The organism is Micromonospora sp. NPDC049523 (genome assembly GCF_040676775.1).
Classification (GTDB): Bacteria; Actinomycetota; Actinomycetes; order Mycobacteriales; family Micromonosporaceae; genus Micromonospora_G.
On record NZ_JBFAPP010000009.1, the window covers coordinates 256,115 to 283,112 of the forward strand.

16 protein-coding genes are annotated in these 26,998 nt (G+C 69.5%); 8 read left to right on the forward strand and 8 right to left on the reverse strand.

The genetic code is table 11. The features are described 5' to 3' along the window. Nucleotides 1–2: 2 nt before the first annotated feature. From AB0J90_RS16810 to AB0J90_RS16830, 5 genes are all read right to left on the reverse strand, one after another. Nucleotides 3–332: a hypothetical protein gene (locus AB0J90_RS16810; protein WP_363596673.1), complete on the reverse strand. Its 330-nt coding sequence runs from the start codon at nucleotides 330–332 to the stop codon at nucleotides 3–5. A gap of 60 nt (nucleotides 333–392) precedes the next feature. Next, the gene (locus AB0J90_RS16815; RefSeq protein WP_363596675.1) at nucleotides 393–2,276 is read right to left on the reverse strand and encodes a hypothetical protein; all 1,884 of its coding nucleotides are present in this window, start codon (nucleotides 2,274–2,276) and stop codon (nucleotides 393–395) included. A gap of 514 nt (nucleotides 2,277–2,790) precedes the next feature. Then, nucleotides 2,791–3,453, reverse strand: coding sequence for a response regulator transcription factor (locus tag AB0J90_RS16820; protein ID WP_363596677.1), 663 nt, complete (start codon nucleotides 3,451–3,453; stop codon nucleotides 2,791–2,793). Then, entirely contained in the window at nucleotides 3,431–4,909 is a 1,479-nt protein-coding gene (locus AB0J90_RS16825) for an ATP-binding protein (RefSeq protein WP_363596679.1), read from the reverse strand. Before AB0J90_RS16825 ends, AB0J90_RS16820 begins: the two co-directional genes overlap by 23 nt. Before the next feature lie 340 nt (nucleotides 4,910–5,249). Next, nucleotides 5,250–13,787, reverse strand: a complete 8,538-nt coding sequence (locus AB0J90_RS16830; protein WP_363596681.1) for a right-handed parallel beta-helix repeat-containing protein — start codon at nucleotides 13,785–13,787, stop codon at nucleotides 5,250–5,252. Between the two features lie 4 nt (nucleotides 13,788–13,791). On the opposite strand from AB0J90_RS16830, the gene AB0J90_RS16835 reads away from it, so the two are divergent. The 8 genes from AB0J90_RS16835 (at nucleotide 13,792) to AB0J90_RS16870 (ending at nucleotide 20,347) form a co-directional block, all read left to right on the forward strand. Then, the gene (locus tag AB0J90_RS16835) at nucleotides 13,792–13,956 is read left to right on the forward strand and encodes a hypothetical protein (protein WP_363596683.1); all 165 of its coding nucleotides are present in this window, start codon (nucleotides 13,792–13,794) and stop codon (nucleotides 13,954–13,956) included. A gap of 108 nt (nucleotides 13,957–14,064) precedes the next feature. After that, complete coding sequence (locus AB0J90_RS16840; RefSeq protein ID WP_363596685.1) at nucleotides 14,065–14,523, forward strand: hypothetical protein; 459 nt, start codon at nucleotides 14,065–14,067, stop codon at nucleotides 14,521–14,523. Nucleotides 14,524–14,563: 40 nt separating this feature from the next. Then, nucleotides 14,564–15,979 carry a HAMP domain-containing sensor histidine kinase gene (locus AB0J90_RS16845; RefSeq protein WP_363596687.1) on the forward strand — a complete coding sequence of 472 codons (1,416 nt, stop codon included), beginning with the start codon at nucleotides 14,564–14,566 and terminating at the stop codon, nucleotides 15,977–15,979. Continuing rightward, nucleotides 15,976–16,635: a response regulator transcription factor gene (locus tag AB0J90_RS16850; protein WP_363596689.1), complete on the forward strand. Its 660-nt coding sequence runs from the start codon at nucleotides 15,976–15,978 to the stop codon at nucleotides 16,633–16,635. Before AB0J90_RS16845 ends, AB0J90_RS16850 begins: the two co-directional genes overlap by 4 nt. Before the next feature lie 110 nt (nucleotides 16,636–16,745). Beyond that, the gene (locus AB0J90_RS16855; RefSeq protein ID WP_363596691.1) at nucleotides 16,746–17,702 is read left to right on the forward strand and encodes a zinc-binding dehydrogenase; all 957 of its coding nucleotides are present in this window, start codon (nucleotides 16,746–16,748) and stop codon (nucleotides 17,700–17,702) included. 235 nt (nucleotides 17,703–17,937) lie between these two features. Continuing rightward, a complete protein-coding gene (locus AB0J90_RS16860) occupies nucleotides 17,938–18,438 on the forward strand; it encodes a pyridoxamine 5'-phosphate oxidase family protein (protein WP_363596693.1) in 501 nt (166 codons plus the stop codon). A 71-nt stretch (nucleotides 18,439–18,509) separates the two neighbouring features. Beyond that, on the forward strand, nucleotides 18,510–19,742 hold the full coding sequence (locus AB0J90_RS16865; protein WP_363596695.1) for a hypothetical protein: 1,233 nt from the start codon (nucleotides 18,510–18,512) through the stop codon (nucleotides 19,740–19,742). 107 nt (nucleotides 19,743–19,849) lie between these two features. Beyond that, nucleotides 19,850–20,347, forward strand: coding sequence for a hypothetical protein (locus AB0J90_RS16870; RefSeq protein WP_363596697.1), 498 nt, complete (start codon nucleotides 19,850–19,852; stop codon nucleotides 20,345–20,347). Nucleotides 20,348–20,555: 208 nt separating this feature from the next. Here the strand turns inward: AB0J90_RS16870 and AB0J90_RS16875 are convergent, their stop codons facing one another. The 3 genes from AB0J90_RS16875 to AB0J90_RS16885 all read right to left on the reverse strand — a co-directional run bounded on the left by AB0J90_RS16875 (nucleotide 20,556) and on the right by AB0J90_RS16885 (nucleotide 26,989). Then, nucleotides 20,556–21,425 (reverse strand): hypothetical protein, encoded by an 870-nt coding sequence (locus AB0J90_RS16875; protein ID WP_363596699.1) that lies wholly within the window; start codon nucleotides 21,423–21,425, stop codon nucleotides 20,556–20,558. A gap of 66 nt (nucleotides 21,426–21,491) precedes the next feature. After that, nucleotides 21,492–22,529: a Gfo/Idh/MocA family oxidoreductase gene (locus tag AB0J90_RS16880; RefSeq protein ID WP_363596701.1), complete on the reverse strand. Its 1,038-nt coding sequence runs from the start codon at nucleotides 22,527–22,529 to the stop codon at nucleotides 21,492–21,494. Between the two features lie 146 nt (nucleotides 22,530–22,675). After that, nucleotides 22,676–26,989: a discoidin domain-containing protein gene (locus AB0J90_RS16885; protein WP_363596703.1), complete on the reverse strand. Its 4,314-nt coding sequence runs from the start codon at nucleotides 26,987–26,989 to the stop codon at nucleotides 22,676–22,678. Between the last annotated feature and the right edge of the window lie 9 nt (nucleotides 26,990–26,998).

Here is a 26,998-nt window from a genome sequence, read left to right on the forward strand (position 1 = left end):
GCCTATACGCCGCCCTCGGCGGATCGTGGTTGCGTCCCCACCGCCTGTGGTTCGAAGCTCCTCATCGCAGGCTCAAGGTACTCGTCGAGACCGCGGACGACCTCAAGAACGTCGTCCGGCGAGAGATCACCCTTCTCGCGGGTCGCCGACCAGTCGTTGGCGTCCACGTAATAGCCGGCGCGGTTCTCCGCATCGTTCGCGCCGGATCGCCTTCGTCGAGCCCTGTGGGACCTCATGATCTGACCGCCCGCCACCATTACGAGGTGGCTTACCTGTGCAATCAGCCTATGCATGAGATTCTGCTTCTCACCCCTCGCCACCGATTCCGCCACGGTCCCGAACACCCCATCTCTAATTAATCAAGTCTATCTATCAGATGCAACCGAGAACGCCTACGCTTCTTCGGCACCTCCGTCAAGGTGTCGACGCGACGACAGGCGCATGAACTCGCGTACGCGGAGGACGTAGAGACGGAACACGTAGGCCGACATGACACAGGAGATCAATACGAGGATCCCCCACCACAGGTTCGTCACACCCAACACCGACACCCCGCCCGGCAGAACCGAGTCGTTCCAGCGCGGTGCCCCCGAACCGTTGTCGACGTCGTTGGTGGCCTTGAAGGCCATGTACAAGGCGCTGGCGGCGACCGAGATGAGCGTCGTGCCGACGAGGGCCAGCCGGGCGGTGAGCGTCGGCTCCAGTAGTCGGCGCGACGGCGCCTCGAAGCCCAGCCAGGTGGCGGCGACCGCAGGAAACGCGAGAAGAAAGGCCGGCGCGTCCGTGCCGGGATCGTGGCCATGGGACATCAGATTGCCCACGACCAGCACCAACAGGAAGCACGCGGAGGATGCCACGGTCGCACGGAACAGTGAACCCGGGGGCACTTCGATGAAGGTGAAACGTATGCGGGGCGGGGGGCGCATCGGCACATTGGGCACCTCGGCGAGGAACCTGGCATAAAAATGGGCGTACGACTGCCCCAGTCTCTGCCGGAAGCGGTAATAAGGCAGTGTCGGCGCCTTGTCCGCTTTCACTTTCAGATACTCTTCCGCGTCCACGAACTCCTGGCTGCGCAGGTACAGGCCCTCTGGGCTCTGCACCTTGAGGTGGTAGCTCCGGCCGGTGCCGGCGTTGGCGAGCGAGACCGCGAGTTGGACGGGCCGCGCGCCCAGCAGGATCCGCATCCTCCCGCCCAGCCAGCCCACCGGACTCCACTTGCCCCTCCTGCTGAGCCGGAGCCTCGGGATCACCGTCGCCTCGTAGTGCACGACGAACCTGCCGTCGCTCGGCCGGGGCAGGCGTACCACGATCACGTAGTTGTCGGAGAGCTTGCGTACCAGCTCGGCCGCCAGTAGCAGAGCCTTCTTGTTCGGAGCCTCAAGCTTGCGCAACAACTCATGCGGAGGAAAGGAGTTGAGCAGACGGGTGACGGCTTTCTTCTGCTCGTCAGAAATGGGCTGCACAAGCATCCCGAGCAGGTCCGGCCCGGACTTCCCGTCCAACCTGAGCAGCTCCTCCTCGATCCGACGCTTCGACTCCTCCTCGTCGTCGTCCTCGTCGTCGTCGTCACGATGCTGCGACACGGGGGGCCGATGGCTGACCGGGCTCTCCGGAAGGTTGCGTCTGATGATCCTCGTGAGGGCTCGGTTCTCTGCCTCCAGCACCTCGGGGGAAAGCGCAGCCCGTGAATTGCCAGAGTTGTACGCCTTCAGCAGCAACATACGCAGGACACTCGCGACGAACTGCAGGCATTCAGGGTACGAGAGGACCGGCAGGTAGGTCCCTTCGACGTCCGACACCACGAAGTTGTCGTGTAGTTCACCCTTGCGGGCAATGATCAGGGGAAAGTGGAGCGAGAGATTCTCTTCGCCGCGCAGCGGCGGCGCGAGCGGGCCCGGTCGACCTTCGGCGGATGGGCCGGTTGGTTGATCGGACACACCAACTCTGGGTGGCTCGCCGTCCCGGAGGTAGGTCTTCACCAACGGCTTCGGGAGCTGGACCTCGACCGTCACCCGCCGGTGCAACGTACGCTGGCCTGGTTCGTAAAGCTCGACGACCCGCTCGCGCAACATGAATGGCGTGGAAATGGCAAGGGCGAACACACTCGCCTGACCGCTTCCGATGATCCGGTTGGCGGACGCCAGTCTTTGCAGCTCCCGAGCGCGCCGGGTAGACACCTGGCCAATTTTACGCGGGTACGACCGAACCAGGGGACGGATGTAGACAAAGTTGTCGTAGATCAGAAGGACCGCAAGCACGAGGGTGACAGCCACCGCAGCGCGAACCCAGGGGTCAACGCTCCAGGACCCTTGCTGGGGCACGATGAGCACTCCGAGCACCAGAAGACATATCAATGCCTGAGAGATCCTAAACAACGTCGTACGCAGCATCAAGATCCCTTCTCCTGAGGTGGAGCGCGGTCAGTATGACGCCGGATTTTTCTTGATCGACACAACCGAATAGTCGAAAGTGAATCAGTTACTCGACCGTCACGGACCGTCCAACCGAGGGTTTTCCCGATCCCGGCCACCTCGGGAAGCTCGACGTCCCTCGCGAACCGCCCGATTTCTGGTCAGCTCATCGATCCGCGCCCGACCCTGTCCGATCGGCTGAGTTCCCGATCCCGCCGCCCAACGCGCCAAACCAAACCCGCACCCTCGCCTGACGAAAACCCGACCCCCGCGTCCACACCAGAAGATCACCCCTCTTGTAGAGAAAGAGTGGCTAACGAACGCCGAATAACCACTCTCTCTGCAAGAGGCGCCTCGTGGGGTGGGGTGGGGGTGGTTAGGTGGTGCGGAGGCGGTAGCCGAAGCCGCGTAACGTCTCGATGACGTCCTCGCCCAGTTTCTTGCGCAACGTGGAGACGTAGACGTTGACGAGGTTGGTGCTGGGGTCGAAGTCGTAGCCCCAGGCGTGGGAGAGCAACTGCTCCCGGCTGAGCACCCGGCCGGCGTGCCGGACCAGGGTCTCCAGCAGCGCGTACTCCCGACCGGTCAGGGTCACGTCCCGGCCGTGCACGGTGACCTGCCGGGTCCAGAGATCCAGGCGTACGGGACCGGCGGCCAACACCCGTGGCTCGTCCGAGCCGACGTCACGCAGTCTGGCGCGTACCCGGGCCAGCAGTTCCTCGAACCGGAACGGCTTGGTCATGTAGTCGTCGGCGCCCGCGTCCAGGCAGTCGACCACGTCGTGCGCCCGTGCCCGGCCGGTGAGGATCAGCACCGGCAGCCGCCGCCCTCGGGTACGCAGTGCCCGCAGCACCTCCAGGCCGCTGCGTACGGGCAGGCCGATGTCGAGGATGAGCAGGTTGAAGTCGTCGGTCGCGCCGTACTGCTCGGCCTGCTCGCCGTCGGTGACGTGCACGGTCTGCCAGCCGTTGGCCGCCAGTCCCTTCACCAGGAAGGAAGCGATCCGCGGGTCGTCTTCAGCGATCAGAATCCTGGCCAAGGTGCCAGCCCTCCCTTGTCTGCCGGGGTATCACCAGGGTGAAGGTGGCGCCGGCACCGGGCCGGCTGACGAGTTCGGCGCGCCCGCCGTGCGCCTGCGCGATCGCGCGGACGATGGACAGGCCCAGTCCGGAGCCGGGGTAACGCAGGTGGGCGTGGCTGCCCCGGCGGAACCGGTCGAAGATGTGCGGCTGGTCGTCCAGGGGTACACCGCAGCCGGTGTCGCGTACCCACAGCCGGAACTCGGTGCCGGTCACGGCCGCGCCGAGGGCGACGGTCTCGGTGTCCTCGGTGTGCCGGACGGCGTTGTCGGCCAGGTTGATCACCGCCTCGGTGAGCCGGTGCCGGTCCGCCACGACGATGCCGCTGCCGAGGTCGTCGACGTGCCAGCGTCGGGGCGCGAGTGCGCTGAGTTTCACCGCGAGTTCCGCGACGAACAATTCGACGTCGATGCGCTCCGGTTGCAGGAATTGCGGGTGGGCGACGTCGGCCAGCAACTGGAGGTCGCCGACGATACGGCCCATCCGTTCCAGTTCGTCGGTCACCAGGGCGATGGTGGCCCGCCATTCCGGACGGTCGGTGTCCTCGGGATCGAGCATGCTGAGATTGCCCATGGAGATGGTCAATGGTCCCCGCAGTTCGTGACTCGCGTCGAGGATGAATTCGCGTTCCCGGCGGAACACCGCCTCCAGGCGGTCGAGCATGGCGTTGAAGGTGAGTGCCATCTCGGCCGCCTCGCCCTGCCGGCCGACCGGGATCCGCCGGGTCAGGTCCGACTGCGAGATCAGCCGGGCGGTCTCGGTGAGCTGGCGTACGGGACCGAGCACCCGGCCGGTGACCAGCCAGGCACAACCCGAGGCGAGCACCAGTACGCCGAGCACCGCGCCGGCTCCGTACGTCTGTAGTTCGGCGATCTCCCGGCGCTGGCTGACCGGCAGGAACGTGACCACGAACGCCCCGCTGCTGGCGCCGACCCGTACCGGCAGGATCCCGTAGTAGGCGTCACCACGGGCGGTGTCGTACCGGTCGATCGGAGGGCGGCCGTCGGCGAGGGCGTACGAGCGCGCCGAGGTGGCGAAGACGTGCATGGTGTCGTCGGGTAGCCGCCCGATCGGGAACCGGCTCAGTGCGGCGTGGTGCAACCTGCCGTCGGCGAAGGCGAGCACGGCCTCCTCCTGACTCGGTACGTTGCGCCGGAAGTAGACGTCGAAGACCCCCTGTACGGAGGTGAAGGCGGCACCCGTACGCGGATCGCGGCCGTCCGCAAGCAGCCGGTTGATTTCCTCGAACTCCTGCTGCACCGCCTCGCTGATCCGGGTTTCCAACCGGATCATCAGCACCTCGTGAATGGCGACCGTGCAAAGTCCGCCGGAGAGGATGATCAACGCGATATACGACAGCAGAATGCGCGTGTGGATGCTCCTGGCGACACGGGACCAGCCGGAGCGACCCAGCATCGAACAATCTCCTCCACGAAGCATCCGGCGACTGTGGCGGGCACGGCCGTCCCGCCTCCACGTGTCGACACCCTCACGCATCGTACGTCCGAAGTGGAGGCATCGGGATTCATCGAATGGCTTGACCGACTCGGCCGCCGCTCGGGCGTCGATGACCGTTCCGACTAGCCTCTCTTACCCAAAATCCGGCCGCAGTTAATGCGCTGTTCAGGCCTCGTTCACCTCAGACTTGCGTCCCGCTCATCCGGGCGCGCATGACGAGCCGCCCCCTCCGATCCACTCGGAGAGGGCGGCTCTGGTCCTACCGGCCGAGGTTCGGCCGGACCGGTGACCGGCTGGGTCAGCCGAAGGTGATCACCAGTCTGGGCGGGTTGTCACTTCCCTTCTCCCGGCTGTTGAACGCCTGCTCCATCCCGTTGGCGTTCTCGGCACTGTCGCGGATCAGGAACCCGAAGTTGCCGGTCGCGTACATGCCGCCCACCTGGGCGGGCACCACCCACTCGCGGTAGCCGTTGCCCGACGCCGTGGTGGCCGCCGTACCGGTGGTGGCCGGTTGGTTGTTCCAGCGGACGTTCGCCTCCGACCACGTTGCCGCGAGCGGGATCGCCTGCAACGTACGACCGGTCTTGTACGACCCGGAATAGAGCCGCAGCCGCGCGTCGGTCACCTGACAACCCGACGGGATCGCCGGCAGGTTGAACCGGACCAGGACCCGGGCATTGTTGCCCGACTTGCTGTCGACCTTGATCGCCGAATCCTGGCCGTAGTTGCTCGACGACGAGGACTGCAACACCCAGCTGTCCTGGTTCGCCCCGAGCGTCACCGAACCCGGTGCCGCACAGCTCGGCGGCGCCGAAACGGTCCACGAGTACGTCGCCGCAGTGGCGTCGACGTTGCCCGCCGGGTCGGTTGCGCGTACCCGGAACTGGTGGGTTCCGGCGGTCAGCCCGGTGTAGTTGACCGGGGAGAGACACGCCCCGAACGCGCCCGCGTCGAGCGAGCACTCGAACGTCACGCCCGGCTCGTTCGCGGTGAAGGTGAACGCCGCGGTCGGGCTGGTGGTCGTCGCCGGTGGTGCGCTGCCGATCGACGTCTCCGGCGCGGTCGTGTCCGGCGGTGGCTGCACCGTCCACTCGAAGACCGCGGGACTCTGGTCCCCTGCCCCGCCACCGTTGACCGCCCGCACCTCGAAGCTGTGGTCACCGACCGCGAGATTGGTGACCGTACGGGGTGAGGTGCACGGCGCGAACGCCGCCCCGTCCAACGCGCACTCGAAGGTCGAGCCCGGCTGGCTGGAGGTGAAGGTGAACGTCGCCGTGGTGCTGGTGGTGGCGAGGTCCGGTGCGGTGGCGATGGTGGTCTGCGGGGCGGTGGGCGTACCGGCCACCGTCCACGCGTAGCTCGCCGGGGTCAGGTCGACGTTGTCCTCCTGGTCGACCGCCCGCACCTCGAACACGTGCGGACCGGGCTCCAGGTTGGCCGGTAGATCCAGGTTCGGATAGCCGTGCGGGCTCACACACTCCACGAAATCGGCCTCGTTCTGGCTGTCGAGGCGGCATTCGAAGATCAGCCCGGCCGGAGCGGTGACGTTGTCGGTGCCGGCGAAGGTGAAGCTCGCCGTACCGACCGGGCTCGGGTTCGCCGGCCCGGTGTCGATCACCGTTTCCGGCGGGGTGGCGTCCGGGCCCGGGACCACCGCCCACTCGTGCTCGGCCCACTGCTGTTCGCCGGAAGTGACCCCGTCCAGGTCCACCGCGCGTACCCGCAGGTAGTGGTCGCCGATGGCCAGGTTGGCGAAATCCGCCGGGGAGACGCAGGTGGTGAACGCGGCAAGGTCGAGCGAGCACTCGAACCGGACCACCGGCTCGTTCGCGGTGAAGGCGAACGTGGCCGTCGTACTCGGGTCCTCCACCGGTGGGGCGACGACCAGGGTGACCACCGGCGGGCCGGTGATCGTCCAGGCGCGGGTGGCGGGCGTCGGCTCGACGTTGCCCTCCGCGTCCCGCGCCCGCACCTGGAACTCGTGCGTGCCCGGTAGCAGGTCCTCGTAGAACACCGGCGACACGCAGTCGGCGAACGCCGCCCCGTCCAACGAGCACTCGAACGTGGCGTCCGCCTCGTTGGCGAAGAAGGTGAACAGCGCGGTGCGCGCCGCGGTCTGGGCCGTCGGCCCGGCGCTGATCGTGCTCACCGGCGGTACGCCGGGCGGTGACAACGCCACCACCCAGGTGTACGTGGCCGGCGTCGGGTCGACCTTGTCGGACAGGTCCACCGCCCGTACCTGGAAGGTGTGCGTACCCGCGGTCAGGTTGCCGTACGTCTGCGGGTTTTCGCACTCCACCCAGTCGGCCTCGTCGGTGCTGTCCAGGCGGCACTCGAACCCGAGGTCGAACAGCGAGGTGTTGTCGTCGATGCCGGTGAAGGTGAAGCTCGCCGACGTGCTGTTGCTCGGGTTCGCCGGCTCGTCGACGATCAACGTGTCCGGCGGTGCGACCTCCGGCGGTGTGGGCGCCGAACCGTCGCAGGAGATCTGGTAACACTGCATCGGTTCGGTGTTGCCCGAGGCCCGGTTGCCGCCACCGTCGACGTTCCCGGTCTCGGCGTAGATGCCCCAGCCACCGTTGTTGTTGGCCGTGTTGGCCGAGATCCGGTGCCCGGCCTTGTTGACCGAGATGCCGTCACTGCTGTTGCTGCCGGTGGTGTTCCGGTCGATGACGTTGCCCGGCTCGGTGCTCTCCGGCAACACCTCCGCCTCGACCGAGATGCCCTCCGCCGAATTGCCGCTGGCCGTGTTCAGGGTGACCACGTTGTTCAGCGACTCCGAGCCGAGCGCGATGCCGGTCGACGAGGAGTCGCTGGCGTCGTTGGACTCGATCCGGTTGCCGGACGACTGGTGCAGCTCGATGCCGGTGCTGTTGAACCGCACGTCGTTGCCGCGCAGTACGTTGTTCAGCGCCGCCTCCAGGCTGATCCCGCCGTCGCTGTGGTTCGTCACGATGTTCGCGATGACGTCGTTGCCGCTGGACTCGACGATGTTGATCCCGGCTTCGCTCTCGGTCAGCTCGTTGCCCTCCAGCTTGTTGCCGTTGGACGCCGCCTCCAGGGTCACCGCCGCGTCGGAGTTGTCGAGGATCGTGTTGCCCACGATCGTGTTGTTGCTCGACCCCTCCAGCCACAGACCCATGCCGCTGGACCCGCTGACCCGGTTCTCCTCGATCCGGTTGCCGCTGGCACCCACCAGGTGGATGCCCTCCAGTGCGCTGCCGCCGATCGTGTTGTCCAGCAGCAGCGTGCCCTGGGTGCCGCCGGTCAGCACGATGCCGGCCGCATTGTCGGTGAGCGTGTTGCCGCGTACCAGGTTGCCGGCGCTGCCGTTGTCCGCGTCGGCGAGCTGGATGCCCGCCTCCTGGTTCTGGGTCAGCGTCAGGTTGGAGATGATGTTACCGGCGGTGCCGGCGTTCAACTGGAGGCCGTAGTCGAAGCCGCCGACGGTGCCGTTGGTGACGGTCACCTGGTCGTGACCGTTGTTCCGGACCCCGACCCCCTGCCCGATGCCGTCGACACCGAACCCGTTCAGGTCGACCGTGATGCCGGCCGCCCCGATCACCAACCCGTCGTTGCCGCAGTTGGTGAGGTTGTTGGTCAGCAGCACGCTCTGGGTGAGCGTCTGACCGCAGGTCACCTGCGTCGGCACGGGTGCCGGACGGATCGTCCAGGCGTGTGCCGCCGGGGTCGGATCGGTGTTACCCGCCGGGTCGGTGGCCCGTACCCGGAACTCGTGGTCGGTCGCCCAGAGCCCGACGTGGGCCACGGGTGACGTACACGCGGTGAACGCCGAACCGTCCAACGAACACTCGAACGTCGAGTCCGTCTCGCTCGCCGAGAAGGTGAAGCTCGCGTCCGTACTGACGGTGGTGGCGTCCGGGGCCGAGTCGATGGTGGTCTCCGGCGGGGTGCTGTCCGCCGGAGCCGGCGAGATGGTCCAGGTGTACGCCGCCGGAATCGGGTCGACGTTGCCGGCCAGGTCCACCGCCCGTACCTCGAAGGTGTGCACACCCAACGCCAACCCGGAGTACGTCTTCGGGCTCAGACACGGCCCGAACGGCGCCGCGTCCAACCGGCACTGGTAACCGAGGTTGGGGCCGGGCGAGGCGTTGTCACTGCCCCGGAAACCGAAGACGGCGACCGGGGTGGTGCTGGCCTGGTCCGGCGTGGAGAAGATGGTCGTGTTCGGCGGCGTCGAGTCCGGTCCGGGCGGCACCGCCGCGACCGTCCAGGTGTACGTCGCCGGGGTCAGGTCCACGTTGTCCGACGGGTCGATCGCACGCACCTCGAACCGGTGCACCCCGGCGAACAGGAAGTGGTACGAGGTCAGGCTCACGCACTCGACCCAGTTGTCGACGTCCGGCGGCTGCGGCGGGTCACCGGGATCCGGCTCCGGAGCCGGCGGGTCCGGCGGCGGGTCCAGCCGGCACTGGAAACGCAGTGCGGTCGGCGGGGCGGTGTTGTCCGTACCGGTGAACCCGAAGTGGATGCTGCCGAGGCTGCTGCTCGGGTTCGGCGGCGTCGACGTCAGTACGGTGTCCGGCCCGGTGATGTCCGCTGCCGGTGGCGCACCCGGTGTGCCCGTACCGCAGACGACGCCGCGGCACTGCTCCGGCTCACCGTTTCCGCTGGCGACGTTGCCGCCGCCGTCGATGGTCCCCTCCTCGGCGGCGTCGATGCCGAACGCGGCGTTGTGGTGCGCCACGTTGTCGGCCAACCGGTGCCCGGCCTCCGGCACCGAGATGCCGTCGCCCTGGTTACCGGTCACCTCGTTGCGCTCGACCACGTTCGCGCCGAGCGGCACACCCTCCGGGTCGACCGCCGCGCCCTCGACCGCGATACCGCCACCAGACGCGCCGTTGACCACGTTGTCGAGGATCCGGTTGCGCAGCGAACCCGGCCCGACCGAGATGCCGACACCACCGGAGAAGCTGGCGTCGTTCCGTTCGACCAGGTTGTCGCTGGAGCCCTCCAGTTCCACACCGCCCGGGTTGTACCGGACGTCGTTGTCCCGGACCACGCTGTCGCTCGCCCCGGACAGGCCGACGCCGGAGTCCGCCGCCAGGTGCGAGACGTTCCCGATCACCTGGATCTCGTCGGAGTCCTCCACCGTCACCCCGGCATCGCCGGTACGGGTCATCGTGTTGCCCTGCACCAGGGTCCGGTGCGAACCCTCGGTGATCAGGATCCCGCCGTCACCGCTGTCGGAGAGGGTGTTGCCGATCAGCCGGTTGTCGCGGGAGTCCTCCAGCAGGAAACCGCCGTCGCTGCCGATCGTCGGGTCGGCGGTCACCCCGCTGACCGTGATGTCCTCGACCAGGTGGCCGCTGGCGTCCTGCAGCCAGAGCGCCACCCCGAGGTTGCCGGTGAAGCTGTTCTCCGCCAGGACACTGTTCTCCGAGCCGGCGACCAGGGCCACCCCGATCTCGTTGGCGTCGAAGGTGTTACCGCGTACCTGGTTGGCGTTGCGGCCGTCGTCGGCGTTCGACAGCTCGATCCCGGCGACCGCGTTCTCGCGTACGGTCAGGTCCTCGTAGCGGTTGAACCGGGTGCCGGCCATCGCCGAGACCCCGTACACGAACTGCTGCACGGTTCCGCCGGTGACGATGACGTTTTCGAAGCCGACGTTGCGTACGCCGGCCGGTCCGCCCAGTTCGGGCAGCTCGATCGGCGATCCCGGCTGTCCGGGGAAGTAACCCGGCCCGTCGACGGTGTGCCCGTCGAGATCGACCTCGATGTTCGGCGCCCCGATCACCAACCCGTCGAGCGGGCAGTTGGTCAGGTCGTTGAGCAGCCGGGTGCTCTGGGTCAGCACCTGACCGCAGGTGACCGTGGTCGCGACCGGTGCCGGCGGCGCGGGCGGCTGCGGGGCCCCCGGACCGTCGAACCGGAGCACGAGCTGCGGCACCAGCGGCGGCTCCGCGACCGTGTTGCGGGAGGCGAACGAGGAGTCGTCGCCCTCGCCCTCCTCGGCGGAGTCCCGGATCAGGAAGCCGTGGTTCGGCGCCCCGCCGAGCATTGCCGCGACCTGACCGGTCACGTTCCACTCCCGGAACCCGGCACCGGAGCCGGTGGTCGCCGCGGTGCCGACCGTGCCGGGCTGGTTGGCCCAGGTCACCTGCATCTCGGCCCAGGCGGAGCCGATCGGGATCGCCTCCAGGGTCCGACCGACCTCGCCGTCCGCGTGCAACCGCATGGTCGCCCCGGTCAGTTCACAGGCCGCCGGTACGTCGGTCGGCAGCGGGAACCGGATCAGCGTACGGGTGTCCTCGCCGGGTGCCCGCGAGCGGACGCTGAGCGACTCGTCGATGCCGAAGTTCTCCTGGGTGCTCGACTCGTCGACCCAGGAGTCCGCGTCGGCGCCGAGGATCACGTTCGAGGTGTCGCAATCGACCGGCGAACCGACCGTCCAGGTGTACGTCGCCGGGGTCGGGTCGACGTTGTCGCCCTCGTCGATCGCCCGTACCTGCACGGTGTGCGAACCGGTGGTCAGGTTGGAGAAGCTCCACGGGCTGGCGCACTCCAGCCAGGCCAGCTCGTCGGTGCTGTCGATCCGGCACTCGTACTCGAGCAGGTTGGTCGGGGTGAGGTCGTCGGTGCCGAGGAACGAGAACGTGGCCGTACGGCCCGCGCTCGGGTTCGGCGGGGTGCTGGCGAACGTCGTCTCCGGTGGCGTGATGTCCTCGCCGCCGGTGAACTCCCAGACCGCCGGGGACTGGTCCACGTTGCCGGCCCGGTCGATCGCCCGTACCTCAAGGGTGTTCTGTCCCAGCTCGATGTCGAGCACCTCGTACGGGTTCGGGCAGCCGACGAACATGAACTCCGGGTCCGGTGGCTCGGTTGGGTCCGGCGGGTCCGGCGGGTCCGGCGGCTCGGTCGGGTCGTTGACCAGCACCCGGCACTCGTAGAGCAGTTCGCCGACCGGGGTGGTGTTGTCGGTGCCGGCGAAGGTGAACGTGGCCCGTTCGGCGGCGAACGTCGGCCCGGACACCACCGAGGTCTCCGGCGGGGTCAGGTCGGCCGCCGGGAACGGTCCCTCGTGTTCGAGCGCGCCGATGTCGCAGGTGGTGTTCTTCGGCCGGGTGACACCCCGCTGGTCGACGGTGGCGCACGGGGCTACGCCGCCGTCCAGGGCGAAGCTGTCGTCCTGGATCGCGTGGGTCATCGACGGGCCGCCGTTGTCGGCGATCGCGTCGATCTTCGGGTCGCCCGCGTTCGACCGGTCCCGGCTGCCGCGCAGGTAGCAGGAGTCGGCGCTGTCCAGGTTGCCGCCCTCGGAACCGACCGCGAAGCTGCAATCCGGGCTGTAGAGGTTGCCGGCCACGATCGTGTTGCGCAGGATCACCGACTGGCTCGGCTCGACCGGGAAGTTGACCGAGCCGCCCGGTTCGTCACCGATGCCGGCGCCGTGCGGGGCGACGTTGCGGTTGATGGTCACGTTGACCACCCGCAGGCCCGCGTCCGCGTCGGTGTAGAGACCGCCGCCGGCAACCTGGGCCACGTTTCCCGAGGTCGTGGTGTTCTCGATCAACGCCTCGGCGTCGCTGGCGTTGTAGATGCCGCCGCCGTACTGCTTGGCCCGGTTGTCCCAGAAGGTGGAGCCGGTGATCTGGAGGGTGCCGTCGGCGACGTTGGCGAAGCCGCCACCGTGCTCGGCGGTGTTCTGGCTGACCGTGCTGTCGACGATCGAGAACGCGCCACTGCCCTGGCTCTCGATGCCGCCACCGTCGGCCGCCGCGGTGTTCCCGGTGACCGTCAGCCGGGTCAGGGTGACCCGTTGACCGTCGTTCTCCACCCCGCCGCCGCCGGCCTCGGAGGTGTTGTCCCGGACCGTACTGTCGCTGACCGTGACCGCGCCGCCGGAGTGGATCGCGAGCCCGCCGCCTTCGGCGATCGACTCGTTCTCGGTGAACGACGCCCCGGTGACCGTCGCGCCGCCGCTGCCGCCGAGGTAGAGGCCGGCACCGCCGCCGTCGCCGGAGACCGGGTCACCGGCGGTGTTGCCGGTGAAGACGGTGTTGCGGACCGTGCTGGCGCGCTCCGAGTCGGCGAGTACGCCACCGCCGCTGCCGTGCGCGGCGTTGCCGGAGACGGTGCCTCGGGTGACGGTCAGCCGGGTCTTGGAGACGCTGCTGAGCCCACCGCCGTCGGCACCGGCCGTGTTCCCGGTCAGCGCGGTGTCGGTGAGCGCCAACTCGACCTCGTGCTGGTTGGAGATGCCACCGCCGTCGCCGCCGGTCGCGTTCCCCCTGATGGTCGAGCCGCTGATCTCGACCCGGCCCTCACCGTCGAGGTCGATGCCGCCGCCGGAGACCCCGGCGTAGCTGTCCAGCACCGAGACGCCCTGCAGGCGTACGACACCGGACGAGACACTGAGTACGGCACCGCCCTGCTCGGAGTCGTACCCCTCGCGGAGGGTGACCCCGGAGACGGTGACGTTGCCGGCGCTGTCGTGGATCTCCAGCAGCCGGTCCAGTCCGCGACGTTCTGCGGGTGCCCCGGCCGGTGGCTGCCCGCCGTCCACGATGGTCCCGGCGGCGCCGGCACCGATGATGGTGAGCGGGCTGAGGATGTCGAGGTCACCGGTGTCGTCGCCGTTGTCGCCGGCGGGTGCCCGGGTGATCTGGTACGTGCCGGCCGGCACCTGGATCGTGTCACCGGGCAGCGTCGCGTTCGCCTCCTGGATCGCGGCGCGCAGCGTGCACGTGTTGGCGCTGGTCCGGCAGATGCCGTTGCCGATGTTGATGTCGACCGCGTCGGCGGTGCTGTTGACGGTGAACGTGACCGCCCAGACCGGCTGGACGGCGATCATCGTGGTCAGCAGGGATGCCACCCCGATGACCGGAATCCAGATCCGGCGGCGTCTGGTCCTGCCGCCGGATCTGCGTTTTTTCGATGTGGTCGATGGTCTGCTCTCGCTCATGCCCGCCCCCACGGTCGGTCTGCTGCCAGTGGCCGCCAGTGTTCAGCCGGTCCGTAAGCCGACGCTCAGCCGAAGGTGAAAACTTCTTTATCTGACGCCCCGCCGCTGACCTGGGAAGACCCGTCGATGAGAGGCTTCTCATGCGGCTCTCACCGGTTGGTTATCGCGGGCCGGCAACCTTGGTCCGATGAGCACACAGAAGGTCGCCACCGGCATCGGGCTGGCGGCACTGGTCGGCCTGCTCACCGGTGTCGGCCTGCCGGCGCTGCTCCCGCCCGACCAGGTTCCGCCGATCCAGATCATCAGCCCGGCAGCTCAGACGAGGACCGACGATGGAGCCGACCCAGCCGGCAGCGCGAGCCTCGGCCCGGCCAACCCCGGAGGCGACGATGACGACGACGCCGGCCAGCCCGCCACCGGAGACGACCAGCCCGCCGCGGACGACGGCCGACCGGCCGGCGACGACGACGACGGACCCGCTGGTGGAGACGACGACGGACCGGCCGGGCGTGACGACGGACGGGCCGGCGGCGACGACAGCGAGCCAGCCGATGCCGACGATGACGACCGGTCCGCCGACGATGACGATGACGATGACGACCGGTCCGGCGACGATGACGACGAGGACGACGACGGGGACGACTGAGGCAGCGGTACGACCGTGGCGTCGGACTCTCGGTCTCGGGTTGCGGCTGCGTCTGCTGGGGTGGGCGCTGGCCCTGCTCGCGGTGGCCAGCCTCGCCTCGGTGGTGGTGATCCGCCAGGTGCTGCTCAACCAGCTCGACAACCGGATCGGCACCGACATGCGCCAGGAGGTGACCGAGTTCCGGCGACTGGTCGGTGGACGTGACCCGGCGAGCGGACAGCCGTTCGGCCCCGACCTGCGGGCCATCGCGGACACGTACCTGCTGCGGAACGAGCCGCAGGCCGGCGAGGCGGTGCTGGTGCTGGTCGACGGGGCGTTCTACCGGGCGACCGAGGCGCCACCGTACGACCTGAGTGGTGACGCCGAGCTGATGCGCCACTGGTCCGGGCTGACCGCGAGCGCGTACGGGCGGGTCGACGACAGTCCCGGCGGTCCGGCGCGCTGGCTCGCCGTACCCCTGATCATCGACGGCGCGGTACGCGGCCAGGTGGTCGTCGTCGAGTTCGGTGCCGAACGGCGGGCCGACATCGACGACGCCGTACGCCTGATGGCGCTCGCCTGCCTGCTGGTGATCGTCGTCGTCGCCGCCGGAGGTTACCTGGCCATGGGCCGGGCGCTGCGTCCACTGCGTACGGTCACCGAAACCGCGCGCACGATCGAGGAGACCGACCTCTCCCGGCGGATCGAGGTCACCGGGACCGACGAGGTCGCCGACCTGGCGCACACCTTCAACGGAATGCTCGGCCGGCTGCACCGGGCATTCGCCGCGCAGCAGGCGTTCGTCTCCGACGCCGGGCACGAGCTGCGTACGCCGATCACCATCGTCCGCGGTCACCTTGAGCTGATGGGTGACGACCCGGACGAGCGCGCCGAGACCATCGCGCTGGTCACCGACGAACTGGACCGGATGAACCGGATGGTGAACGACCTGCTCATGCTCGCCAAGGCCGAGCAGCCCGACTTCCTGCACCCCGACCACGTGGAGGTCGCGCTGATGATGCACGACGTGTACGCCAAAGCCGTTGCCCTGGGTGATCGGGACTGGCGGATCGGCACCATCGAGGAGGTGACCGTGCTCGCCGACCGGCAGCGGCTGACCCAGGCGCTGATGCAGCTCGCCCAGAACGCGGTCCAGTTCACCGGGCCCGTGGACAGCATCGAACTCTCCGCCCGGGTGGAGCATCCCGGCCAGGCAGAATCGGGCCGGGTGCTGCTTTCCGTACGGGACACCGGGGTCGGCATCGAGCCCGAGGACCGGGAACGGATCTTCGCCCGGTTCGCCCGGGCCGAACACGCCCATGCTCGGGCCGAGGGCGCCGGGCTGGGCCTGGCCATCGTGGCGGCGATCGCGGAGGCCCACCGGGGCACGGTCGCGGTGGACAGCATCCCCGGCGCGGGGTCGACCTTCACCCTGGTCCTGCCCGCCGCCTCGGTCGTGCCCGGAGGCATCCGGTGAACCGGGTCCTGATCGCCGAGGACGAGCCGCGGATCGCCTCGTTCCTGACCAAGGGGCTGCGCGCCGCCGGCTACGTGACCACGGTGGTGACCAGCGGGGTGGAGGTCGCCGGGGCCGCCCGCAGCGGTGACTTCGACGTGCTGATCCTCGACCTGGGGCTGCCGGGCCAGGACGGGCTGGCCGCACTGGCCCAGCTCCGGGCGCGGGGCGAGCGGTTACCGGTGATCGTGCTCACCGCCCGGGACGCGGTGCCGGACCGGGTCGCCGGGCTCGACCTCGGTGCCGACGACTACATGACCAAGCCGTTCAGTTTCGACGAACTCCTGGCCCGGGTACGGGCCCGGCTACGCGAGCACGGCCAGGCCACCCCGACCGTGGTGCAGGCCGGCCCGATCCGGCTCGACCTGGTACGCCGTACCGCCAGCGTGAACGGGGAGCTGGTCGAGCTGACCGGGCGGGAGTTCCTGCTCGCCGAGACCCTGTTGCGCCATCCGGGTCAGGTGCTCAGCCGGGAGCAGTTGCTGGACCGGGTCTGGGGGCTGGCCCACGATCCGGGCTCGAACGTGGTGGACGTGTACATCGGGTACCTGCGTCGCAAGCTCGGCACCGACCGGATCCAGACCGTACGCGGCATCGGCTACCGCCTGGCCGGCTGACCCGCCGTCGGGTCGAGCGGGATTGCACCGCCGCCGACACTTGACCTCTACCGTTGTTGAGGTTGCAGGCTGTCTGGACAGGAGGAGCGCCGAACGCCGGAGGAGTGGTCATGCGCGCAGTGTGGTTGAACGGGTTCGGCGGGCCGGAGCAGCTCGTCTCCGGCGAGGCGCCGGAGCCGGTCGCCGGCCCCGGGCAGGCGCTGGTCGAGGTGGCATTCGTCAACATCACCTTCGTCGAGACCCAGTTCCGGGCGACGGGCGCCGGCCCGTACCGGCCGGAACTGCCGATGATCCCGGGCAACGGGGTCGGCGGTGTGGTCAGCGCGGTCGGCACCGGCGTCGACCCGGCCCTGGTCGGCCGTCGGGTGGTGAGCAGCACCGGCGGCTCCGGCGGGTACGCCGAACGGGCCTCGGTGGACGCCGCCGGTCTGTTCCCGGTGCCGGACGGGCTGGCCCTGGACGATGCGGTGGCGTTGCTCGCCGACGGGCGTACGGCGACCTGGCTGGTCCGGTCGGCCGGTCTGGTCGGCGGTGAACGGGTGCTGGTGGAGGCGGCGGCCGGTGGGGTCGGCTCACTGCTGGTGCAGCTTGCCAAGGCGGCCGGCGCCACGGTCGTCGCGGCGGCCGGCGGCCCGTACAAGATGGGGCTGACCCGCGACCTGGGCGCCGACGTCGCCGTCGACTACCGGGAACCGGACTGGACCGATCGGGTACGCGGCGCCGTCGGCGGCGTCGACGTGGTCTTCGACGGTGTCGGCGGCGACCTCGCCCGCGCGGCATTCGAGCTGCTGGACCGTGGCGGCCGGATGCTCAGCTTCGGCCTGGCCAGCGGCGAGTGGGCGGACATCTCCGAGGAGACCGCGCAGCGGCGTGGCGTACAGGCGTTGCGCCCGGCGATGAACCCGACGCAGCTACGTGGCTTCACCGAGAGCGCGCTGGCCGAAGCGGCGGCCGGCCGGCTGCGCCCCACGATCGGGCAGCGTTTCCCGCTGGAACGGGCGGCGGACGCGCACGCCGTCATCGAGTCCCGGGCCGGCTTCGGCAAGACCCTGCTGGAGGTGCGTTGACGCGGCAGTGCCGGCCGCCGGCTGACGTGCCCGGACACGCTTGCCGGCCGCCGACTGACGTGCCCGGACACGCTTGCCGGCCGCCGGCTGATGTGCCCGGACACGCTTGCCGGCCGCCGGCTGATGTGCCCGGACACGCTTGCGAACTGCGGGTGGGTGTCGTACCGGGGCGGTAGCGTCGGCGACGACCGATCGACGCAGCGTGACGGGACTGGTGATGGACACTCTGGAACCTGTGACCGAGTTGGACGCCCGGTACAGCGACGACGCCGCCGAGGCCACCGGCTGGGCCGAGGCCCGCGAGATCCTCACGGCCGCCGAACTCTACTGGCTGTCGACCGTACGCCCGGACGGGCGGCCGCACGTCACCCCGCTGCTCGGGGTCTGGCTGGACCACGCGATGTACTTCTGCACCGGGCCCGACGAGCGCAAGGCCCGCAACCTCGCCGACAACCCGCACACCGTGCTGACCACCGGGAGCAACGGCCTGCACCAGGGTCTGGACCTGGTGCTGGAGGGTGACGCGGTCCGGCTCGCCGACGAGGCGCGGCTGCGCCGGATCGCCGACGCCTACGTCACGAAGTACGGCGAAGACTGGCGGTTCGACGTCCGCGACGGCATGTTCCACCACGCCTCGGGTGCCGGTACGGCACTCGTGTTCGAGGTCGCCCCGGCCACCGCCTTCGGCTTCGGCAAGGACCCCTACAGCCAGACCCGCTGGCGCTTCCCGCACTGACCAGCCGAGGCTGAGCGGTTTCTCATCGGCGGCTCACCTCCGGCTCATCGGGCGCCGGGATCGTCGGCAGTATGTCGACGACCACCACCAGCACCGGCGGGCCGGGCGGCTCCCCCGACTCCGATCTTGATCTACTCACCGGGCCGGGAGCCGAGCAGTTGCTGCGGACCGCCCTGCGACCGGCCGGCGGTGAACTGCTCGCCTGGCGGGCTGTCCAGGTCGAACACCAGCCGGGGCGCCGGTCCACGGTCGCGTACCGGGTGCGGATCCGGTGGCCGGACGGACGGGTTCGGGAGGAACGGCTGGCCGCCTGCACCGGTCGTCCACCACGCGGCACGGTGGTGCTGGAGGACGGTGTCGACCGGGTGGCCGCCTGGCGTTTCCCGTACGACCCGGATCTGCCGGCGCTGCGCACCGCGTACGACGAACGGGCCGTTGCCGTACTCCTGCGCGACCTCGGCCTCGGCGATGGCGGACCGGTGCGGTTGGAGGTCCGGGCGTACCGCCCGCGACGGCGGGCGGTGATCGAGGCGGTCGGCCGTCGGGACCGGCTCTTCCTCAAGGTCGTCCGCCCCGATCAGGTACGTGACCTGCACGAACGGCATCGGCTGCTGGTCGACTCCGGGCTACCGGCCGCGCCGAGCCTGGGCTACAGCCCGGACGGGCTGCTGGTGTTGCAGGCGCTTCCCGGCCGCACCCTTCGGCAGGCACTGCACGCCCGGCAGCCGCCACCGCCGGGGCGGGCGGTGCTGACCCTGCTCGACCGGCTGCCCGCCGAGTTGGCGCACGGCCGGCCCCGGCGGTCCTGGCGGGAGAAGGCGCCGCACTACGCCTCGGTGCTCGCCGCCGCGCTGCCCAGCGTGGCCGAGCAGGCGCGCGGGCTGGCCGAGGCGGTCGTCTGCGAGTCCGGCCCGGAAGCCCGCACCGTCGTGCACGGCGACCTGTACGAGGGCCAGTTGCTGGTCTCCGGTGGCCGGATCTGCGGCCTGCTCGACGTCGACACCGCCGGGCCGGGCGAGCGGTTGGACGATCTCGCCTGCCTGCTCGGGCACCTCTCCGTGCTGGCCCAGATGAACCGGGACCGGGCCGGCACGATCCTGCGCGCGGGGGCGACGTACCTGGCCGCGTTCGAGCGGGTGGTGGATCCCGCCGACCTGCGCTATCGAACCGCGGCGGTGGTGTTGTCGCTGGCCACCGGGCCGCACCGGGTGCAGGAACGGGACTGGCCGGTGAACACCCGAGCCCGGCTTGACCTGGCCGCCCAGTGGCTGGACAGCGCCCGCCGACTCCGCCCGCCCACCTGATCCACCAGCCCGGTCCGGATGAAGAAGGTCTCACGTCCGGTTCAGGCGTACCTCATCGCCGGGGCCGAGGCTGGAGGCACAGGCACGAAGACACCGAGGAGGATGCCATGCACATCAATCGACCGTGGCGGATCGTCGCCGGGGCGGGTGCCGTCGCACTGGTCGCCGGGCTCACCGCCGGGGCGGCGGCTGCCAGCGACGGCATCGAACTGCGCGACCGGGTCAGTCCGATCCAGGTGAACACCCAGTTGGACCAGGCGGTCGCCGACGACTCGCCGGAGTCGGCCGACAGCCCGTACCAGTCGCCGTTCGACTCCGCGAACTCGGCATCGGACAGTCCGGGCGACCCGCAGTGGGTGGATCCCTCACCCGAGTCGGCGGACAGCGCGAATGCCTCGGCCGCCGACTCACCGGCCCCTCCGCCGGCCAAGAAGGCGACCAGCACGGGCGACAAGGGCAAGCCGGCGCCTGCGAAGCCGAAGGCGGGCAACGACAGCCCGGACGACTCGCCGGCCCCGGTGCGCAAGCGCGGTGGCGGGGGCGGCGAGTCGGCGAACTCGGGCGGTTCCGCCGACTCGGGCGGTTCCGCCGACTCCGGCGACTGACCGACCAGGCCCCGACATCCGCGCGGCCCGACCACCCCGGTCGGGCCGCGTCGCCGTCGGAAGATCCGGGTACGCCGGCAGCCGCTGACCTGTCCGGGGCTCGGCGGCACCAGCCAGGCACGACAGCCCTGGCTCGGCGGCATCAGCGCGGCACGACAGCCGTGGCTCGGCGCCACCAGCCAGGCACGACAGCCGGGGCTCGGAAGCGTCAGCCCGGCACGACGGTCGGGCCGAGCAGTCGGCCCAGTCCATACAGCGCGAGGCCGATCGCGATCCCCATGACGACCAGGAGCGCAAAACCCTCGAAACCGTTGGGCCGCCTCTTCGCGATCGGCCCGTCGATGCCGACGAGTTTCTGCTCCAGCGCTGTCTGTGGCCCGTACAGCCAGGGCTCCCGGGTGGCCCAGGCAAGGACGCCCAGCCCGAGCGGGATCCAGGAGAGCCAGAACCAGTACCACTTCGTACCCCGGATCGGGGCGGGAGCCGAAACCAGGGCGATCAGGAACACGGCCATCAGCGACACCGCGAGCCAGTACGCCGTACGGATGAGCGGGTGGACCACTCCCGTACCGTTGACGCCCGCCGCGGCCTGGAGTTCCGCGACAAGCGGGCGGCCCCGTGCCGGGATGCTGCCGTCCCGGGCCGCCGTCGCCGGCTCGGGGTATCCGTGACCGACGTCGGTGTAGCGCACCCGGCCGGTCTCCGTCGTCCAGGCGACCTGGTTCCCGTCGGGACCACCTGCCATGATCCGTTTAGTGCCCCAGAACCCACCGTTGTCCCAGTAGGTTCCGATATTGACACTCGTCACCGAGCCGGCGGCGATGTCGCGTCGCGCCTGGTCGGCGTCAGCCGGACGGGGTGCCGACCACCAGGCAAGCATCGCCCAGAGCAGCCAGAGCACCACCAGCGTTCCGCGTACGCCCACGACCAGGATCCGCCGCCAGTCCCGTACTGCCAGGTCACGCGGCCCGATTGCGCCCGGAGTCGCCCCGCTCACCCCGCCCACCGCCCGCCACCGCCCACCACCCCAGCTTGTCAGCCCCCAGCCACCACCGCCCCCCACCAAGCCGTTGATCATGAAGTTAGCGCGCCTCCAGGGCACATTTCTCGTCGCTAACTTCATGATCAACGAGCGAAAGTGGGGTCAGGGGAGGGGGATGGTTTCGGCTTGGGTGGCGCTGGTGCGGGCGGCGGCGAGGACCTTCAGGCTGGCGACTGCGTCCCAGGGGTCGACCGGGACGGGGGCGGTGCCGCGTACGGCCGCCGCGAAGGCCGGGTAGTAGGTGTCCCAGCGGCCGCGTTCGGTCGGTACGACCGTAGTCGTCTCGCCGCGCTGGATCCGGCCCCACCGGTGCTCGGGCTCCACGCCCCACCGATCCGCCTCGGTGGCGGGCGACCGGCCGGCGATGAGCGCGTCCTCCTGCCCGTCCACCCCGTCGACCAGGTAGCTGCCGGTACTGCCGGTGACCCGGAACCGGGGACCGGGCGCGCCCTGAACCCAACTGCCCCACAGTTGGGACCGGACCCCGCCGGTGTGCTGCAAGGCGACGAAGAAGTCGTCGTCGCGGCCACCGAGATCGTCCCGCAGCCGCATCTCGGCGTAGACCCGGTCGACCGGGCCGAACAGGGTCAACGCCTGGTCGACCAGGTGACTGCCGAAGTCGAGCAGGGTGCCGCCACCGGCGGCGGGTGGTCCCGGCTGCGGGGCGAACCGCTCGAACCGTGACTCGAACCGGGTGACCGTGCCCAGTTCCCCGCTCGCGACGAGCTTACGTACGGTCAACAGGTCCGAGTCCCAGCGGCGGTTCTGGTACACGCTCAGCACCACACCGGTCCGCTCGGCCAGCTCCACGGTCTCCCGCGCCGCGGCCGGATCCAGCACGAACGGCTTGTCCACCACGACCGCCAGTCCGAGCCCGATCGCCTCCTGCGCCAGCGCCAGGTGGGTGGCCGCCGGGGTGGAGATCGCGACCGCCTCCACACCCTCCGCGACCAGGGCGGTCAGCGAATCGAAGGCCGGCGTGCCCGGCTGGTCCCGAGCCAGTTCCTCCCGCCGCGCCGAGGAGGTGGTCACCACACCGACCAGATCGCACTCGGCGGCCGAGGCGAGCAGCGGCGCATGGAAGTACCGGCCGCCGAAGCCGTAGCCGATCAGGCCGAACCGTACCGGGGATGCTGACATGCCGTGATCCTACGACCGGTTACCGAACGTGACCATCGGCCCCCGATCCGGAGCGCGACCCGACGGGCGGACGTGACGGTGCCGCCGGGAGGACTGGCCTCCCGGCGGCACCTGGTTACCGCCTCGCTACACCTGCCGTCCCCCGATCACGGGTTGACGGTGATGGTGAAGGTCGACGTGGTGTTCCGGATGTTCTGGAAGTTGTTGCTGAACCGCAGGTTGTTGAAGGTGGCCGAGCCGACCGCCGGACCCTGGCCGGGCTCGGGCAACTCGTTCGCCCAGATGCCGAAGCCGGACTTGGCGTCGAACGCGTCACCGCTCTTCTGCGCACCGCTGATCGAGATGTTGGTGAAGACGGTGTCCGTGACGGCCTGGGTCGCCTGGCCACCGCTGTAGTTCGACTGGAACATGATGCCGTGGTACGTCGGATCCACGATGTCCACGTTGTTGATTCGGATGGCGCGGAACTCCTTCGACGCCGCGAACATCCAGATCGCTGGGAATGTCTGCGACCCCCAGAAATGACCACCGGCCCGGACGATCGAGGCGTTCTCGATCGTCGTGAACCCGGGACCGAATCCGATGAACGGGTAGCCGAAGTCCAGCGAGCTGACGGTGATACCGGAGTAGGTCAACATGTCCGCGATGTACAGGTTGCGGAACACGTTGTTCTGCCCGCCGTACACCGCCAGACCGGCGGCACGCCAGGTCAACGTGGCCGTCAGGTTCTCGAACACGTTGCCGGTGTTCGCCCCACCACCGCCGTCGATCGCGGAGAAGAGCGCGAACGCGTCGTCACCGTTGGTCCGACCCTCGACGTTGCTGATCAGGTTGTTGTTGCTGCTGTTGGTCATGTTCAGGCCGTCGGCGTACGTGTTCCGGATCCTCGAGTTCTTGATCGTGGTGTTGGTGACCCCGAGACCCCAGAACATGCACATCTGGTGCTCCACCCAGATGTTGTCGAACGTCATATTCGACGTACGGGACAGGTCGAAGACCTTGCCCGGACCGTCGTTGCGGCTGGTGTAGTTACCGAAGTACGAGAAACCGGCGAAGGTCGAGCCGTTCGCCGACGCCTCGGCCCGGAAGCCGACATCGGTGTTCTCCTGACCCGTGGGCGCGGCGAACCGGGTGTACCAGGGACCCGCCCCGACAACCTGGAGCGCCTTGCCGTACACCTGGAACTTCGACTGCGTCGGGTAGGTACCCGCCGGCAGGTAGACACCGATCAGGTTGGCGTCCTGCCGCGCCCGGTCCAGTGCGTTCTGCACGTCCTGGTGGGTGAAGCCGGCCGGTACGGCGTACCGCGCCGGGTCCGGGTTGCCTACCGCGGTGACCAGCTCCGTGTTGATGAAGTCGATCGCGTACGTGGTGGTGTTCGCGGCGTCCTTCTGGAGCTTGATCTTGCTGCCCGCCGGGATGGTGGCGTCCAGGAAGATGTTCGCCTCGTCGTAGATGTGCCGCGGGCTGCCCGCGCTCGGGGAGTTACCCGGGCTGGCCTCGGCCCCGTAGAGCCAGATGTACTTCGAGGTCAGCGGGATCGCCTTGTGGAACACGTTGTTGACGTAGACGTTGATCGTCGAGTTGATCCCGCCACCGCCCGGCGCGTCCGGGATGGAGAAACGGGTGACCAGCGTGTTCGTGCTCGCCTTGGTGGTGAACTCGACGAAGTTGCCGGTCGAGTTCAGGGTGACCGCCCGACGTCCGGACGCCTCACCGGCCAGGTCGCCGATGATCCGGTTCGGCCCGACGACCTGGGCGCCGCCGCCGACCACACCGTCCTCGGCCTCGTACATCTCGTACGGCAGGTTCGCCCCACGACCGGAGAAGAACCCGGTGACGCTGGTGTTGTTGGCGCGCTTGACCGGCAACTCGTTCGCGTCGTCGGCCAGCACCACCCGGACGTCGTACCTGCCGTTGACGGCGGTCCAGGTGCCCAGGTTGACCGGGGCGGTGGTGGCACCGGCCGCGATCGTGCCGGTGTACGAGCCGGTCAGCGTACGGACCACGGCACCGTTGGCCGGGTTGACCACGGTGAGCGTGATGCCGTGGGCGCCACCGGCGGAGGCGATCGTGCCCTGGTTCTTGATCGCCACCGTGAAGGTGACCGTGCTACCGGCCGCCGGGTTGCTCGGCGACCAGCTCACGTTGGCCACCAGGTCGGAACTGGCCACCTGCGCCACGACCAGCGACGACGGGTTGGTGTAGCTGTTGTTCGCGTCGTTCTGCTCGATCACCGTGTTGGCCTCGTCGACCTTGGCGCTCAGCGGGTACGTACCCGCGTCGCGCGGACCGACGTTCGCGGTGACCGTGCTGGTGGCACCCGCCGCCAGCGCGCCGACCGAGGCGGTGCCGGCCAACGTCGTACCCAGGTAGAAGTTGACGTTGGTGGCCGCCGAAGCCGCGGTCCCGCCGTTGCGGACGGTCGCCGACAGGGTGACCGCGTCGGTCTCCACCGGCGAGGCCGGGGTGAACGACATGCCGGTGATGGTCAGGTCCGGGTTCGGCGCGGGTACGCCGATGATCTGGAACTCCGCCACCTGGCCTGCCGGAGCACCCGAGTTCGTGGTGATCTGGAGCCGGACGTCGGCGACCGTGGCGCTGACCGGGATGGTCACCGTGTTGCCGGTGGCCGGGTTGAAGCTGTAGGACTGCGCCGCCGCCAGGCTGGTGAACGTGCTGCTGCTCTGCTCACGCCCGAGCACCTGGATGGTCTGCGTACGGGGACCCCACGAGCTGTCCGGGTTGAGCTTCACCACCACCGAGCTGACGCTCGCGTTGGCCCCCAGCGCCACGGTCAGCACGCTCGGGTAGTTGTTCCCCTCCCAGTAGGTGGCGGTGTTGTTGTCGTTCGCGTTGGTGGGCACGAAGGTGAAGATCGAGCCCGACGCGGTGACCGGCTTGCCGACGGCCAGGTTCGACCCGCCGGGGTTGGTGCCGGTACGGGTGACCGTGTTGCTGTTGCCGGAGACGTTGCCCGCCGCGTCCTTGGCCCGCACGTAGTACGAAACCGTCGCGGTCGCCGGCTGGCTGTCCGTGTACGTCAACACGTTGCCGGCCACGCTCGCCCGCACCGAACCGTTGGCGTAGATGTCGTACCCGGTCACGGCCACGTTGTCCGAGGACGCGCCCCAGGCCAGGCGGATCTGACCGGAACCCGGCTCGGTGAACGACAGCGTGCCCGGTACGGTCGGCGCCTGCGTGTCCCCACCCGGCGTGCCGGTACGGGTGACCGTGTTGCTGTTGGCTGACTGGTTGCCCGCCGCGTCCTTCGCCCGTACGTAGTACGCGACCGTCGCGGTCGCCGGCTGGCTGTCCGTGTACGTCAACACGTTGCCGGCGACGCTGGTGCGCAGCGTGCCGTTGGCGTAGATGTCGTACCCGGTCACGCCGACGTTGTCGGTGGACGCGTTCCAGGTCAACCGGATCTGCCCCGACCCCGGCTGGGTGTACGCCAGGCTCCCCGGCGCCGACGGTGCCTGGGTGTCACCCTCGGTCGGACCGTAGACCTCGAACTCCGAGAGCTGACCGGCCGGCCAACCGGTGTTGCCGGTGATGTTCAACCGGACGTACCGGGCGGTGGTCTGGTTGAAGTTGATCGTCACGGTGTTGCCGGTGGCCGGGTTGAAGGTGTAACCGGCCGACGCGACGATGGTGGAGAACGGGCCGTTGCTGGTGGTGCTGCTGCCCTGCACGCTCAGCGTCTGCGTACGGGTCGCCCAGGCGGAGGCCGGCGGCAGCTTCAGCACCACCCGGTTCACCGCCACGGCGGAACCGAGGTCGGCCTGGATCCACTGCGGGAACGCGTTGTTCGCGCTCTCCCAGTAGGTGTTGGCGTTGCCGTCACCGGCGTTGCCGGCCCCGTAGACGTCGGCGAAGCTGCTGGCGCTCAGCGACACCACCGCTGCCGCGGCGGCGAGGTTGACGTTCGACACCGCCGCCGGGTGGACCTCCAGCTCGGCGAGCTGGCCGGCGGAAGCGGCGCTGTTCGCGGAGATGTCGGCCCGCACGTACCGGGCGTTGGTGGCCGGGAACTTGACCGTCACCAGGTTGTCCGAGGTGGGGCTGAAGGTGTAGCTGGCCGAGCCGACGATCGTGCTGTACGACGTACCGTCGGGGCTGCCCTGGATGGCCAGGGTCTGGGTCCGCTTCGCCCAGCCCTTGGGCAGTTTCAGGGTGACCCGGTCGATGCTGGTGCTGCTGCCGAGGTCGACCGCGGCAGCCTGCGGGAAGGCACCGCTGCCCTGCCAGTAGCTGGCCTGGTCACCGTCTTTGATGTTGGCGGCGGCGTGACCGGTGCTGGCGCTGGTCGCCGCGGCGGCCTTGCCGGCGGCGAGGTTGGTCGCGCTCGCCTGGTTGGCGGGTGCGGCGGAGGCGGGGATCGCCGGGGCGAGCGCCGCGACCATACCGGTCGCGAGGATCGCCGCCAGCGGGCGCCAGGGGACGGGGTTGGTTCTCATTGCGTTCCT

Excerpts from the sequence above, each read along its gene's own strand:
- AB0J90_RS16875 (WP_363596699.1), bottom strand. The coding sequence starts at position 21,425 with ATGATCAACGGCTTGGTGGGGGGCGGTGGTGGCTGGGGGCTGACAAGC.
- AB0J90_RS16865 (WP_363596695.1), top strand. The coding sequence starts at position 18,510 with ATGTCGACGACCACCACCAGCACCGGCGGGCCGGGCGGCTCCCCCGAC.
- AB0J90_RS16870 (WP_363596697.1), top strand. The coding sequence starts at position 19,850 with ATGCACATCAATCGACCGTGGCGGATCGTCGCCGGGGCGGGTGCCGTC.
- AB0J90_RS16835 (WP_363596683.1), top strand. The coding sequence starts at position 13,792 with ATGACCGGAATCCAGATCCGGCGGCGTCTGGTCCTGCCGCCGGATCTG.
- AB0J90_RS16840 (WP_363596685.1), top strand. The coding sequence starts at position 14,065 with ATGAGCACACAGAAGGTCGCCACCGGCATCGGGCTGGCGGCACTGGTC.
- AB0J90_RS16880 (WP_363596701.1), bottom strand. The coding sequence starts at position 22,529 with ATGTCAGCATCCCCGGTACGGTTCGGCCTGATCGGCTACGGCTTCGGC.
- AB0J90_RS16885 (WP_363596703.1), bottom strand. The coding sequence starts at position 26,989 with ATGAGAACCAACCCCGTCCCCTGGCGCCCGCTGGCGGCGATCCTCGCG.
- AB0J90_RS16855 (WP_363596691.1), top strand. The coding sequence starts at position 16,746 with ATGCGCGCAGTGTGGTTGAACGGGTTCGGCGGGCCGGAGCAGCTCGTC.
- AB0J90_RS16825 (WP_363596679.1), bottom strand. The coding sequence starts at position 4,909 with ATGCTGGGTCGCTCCGGCTGGTCCCGTGTCGCCAGGAGCATCCACACG.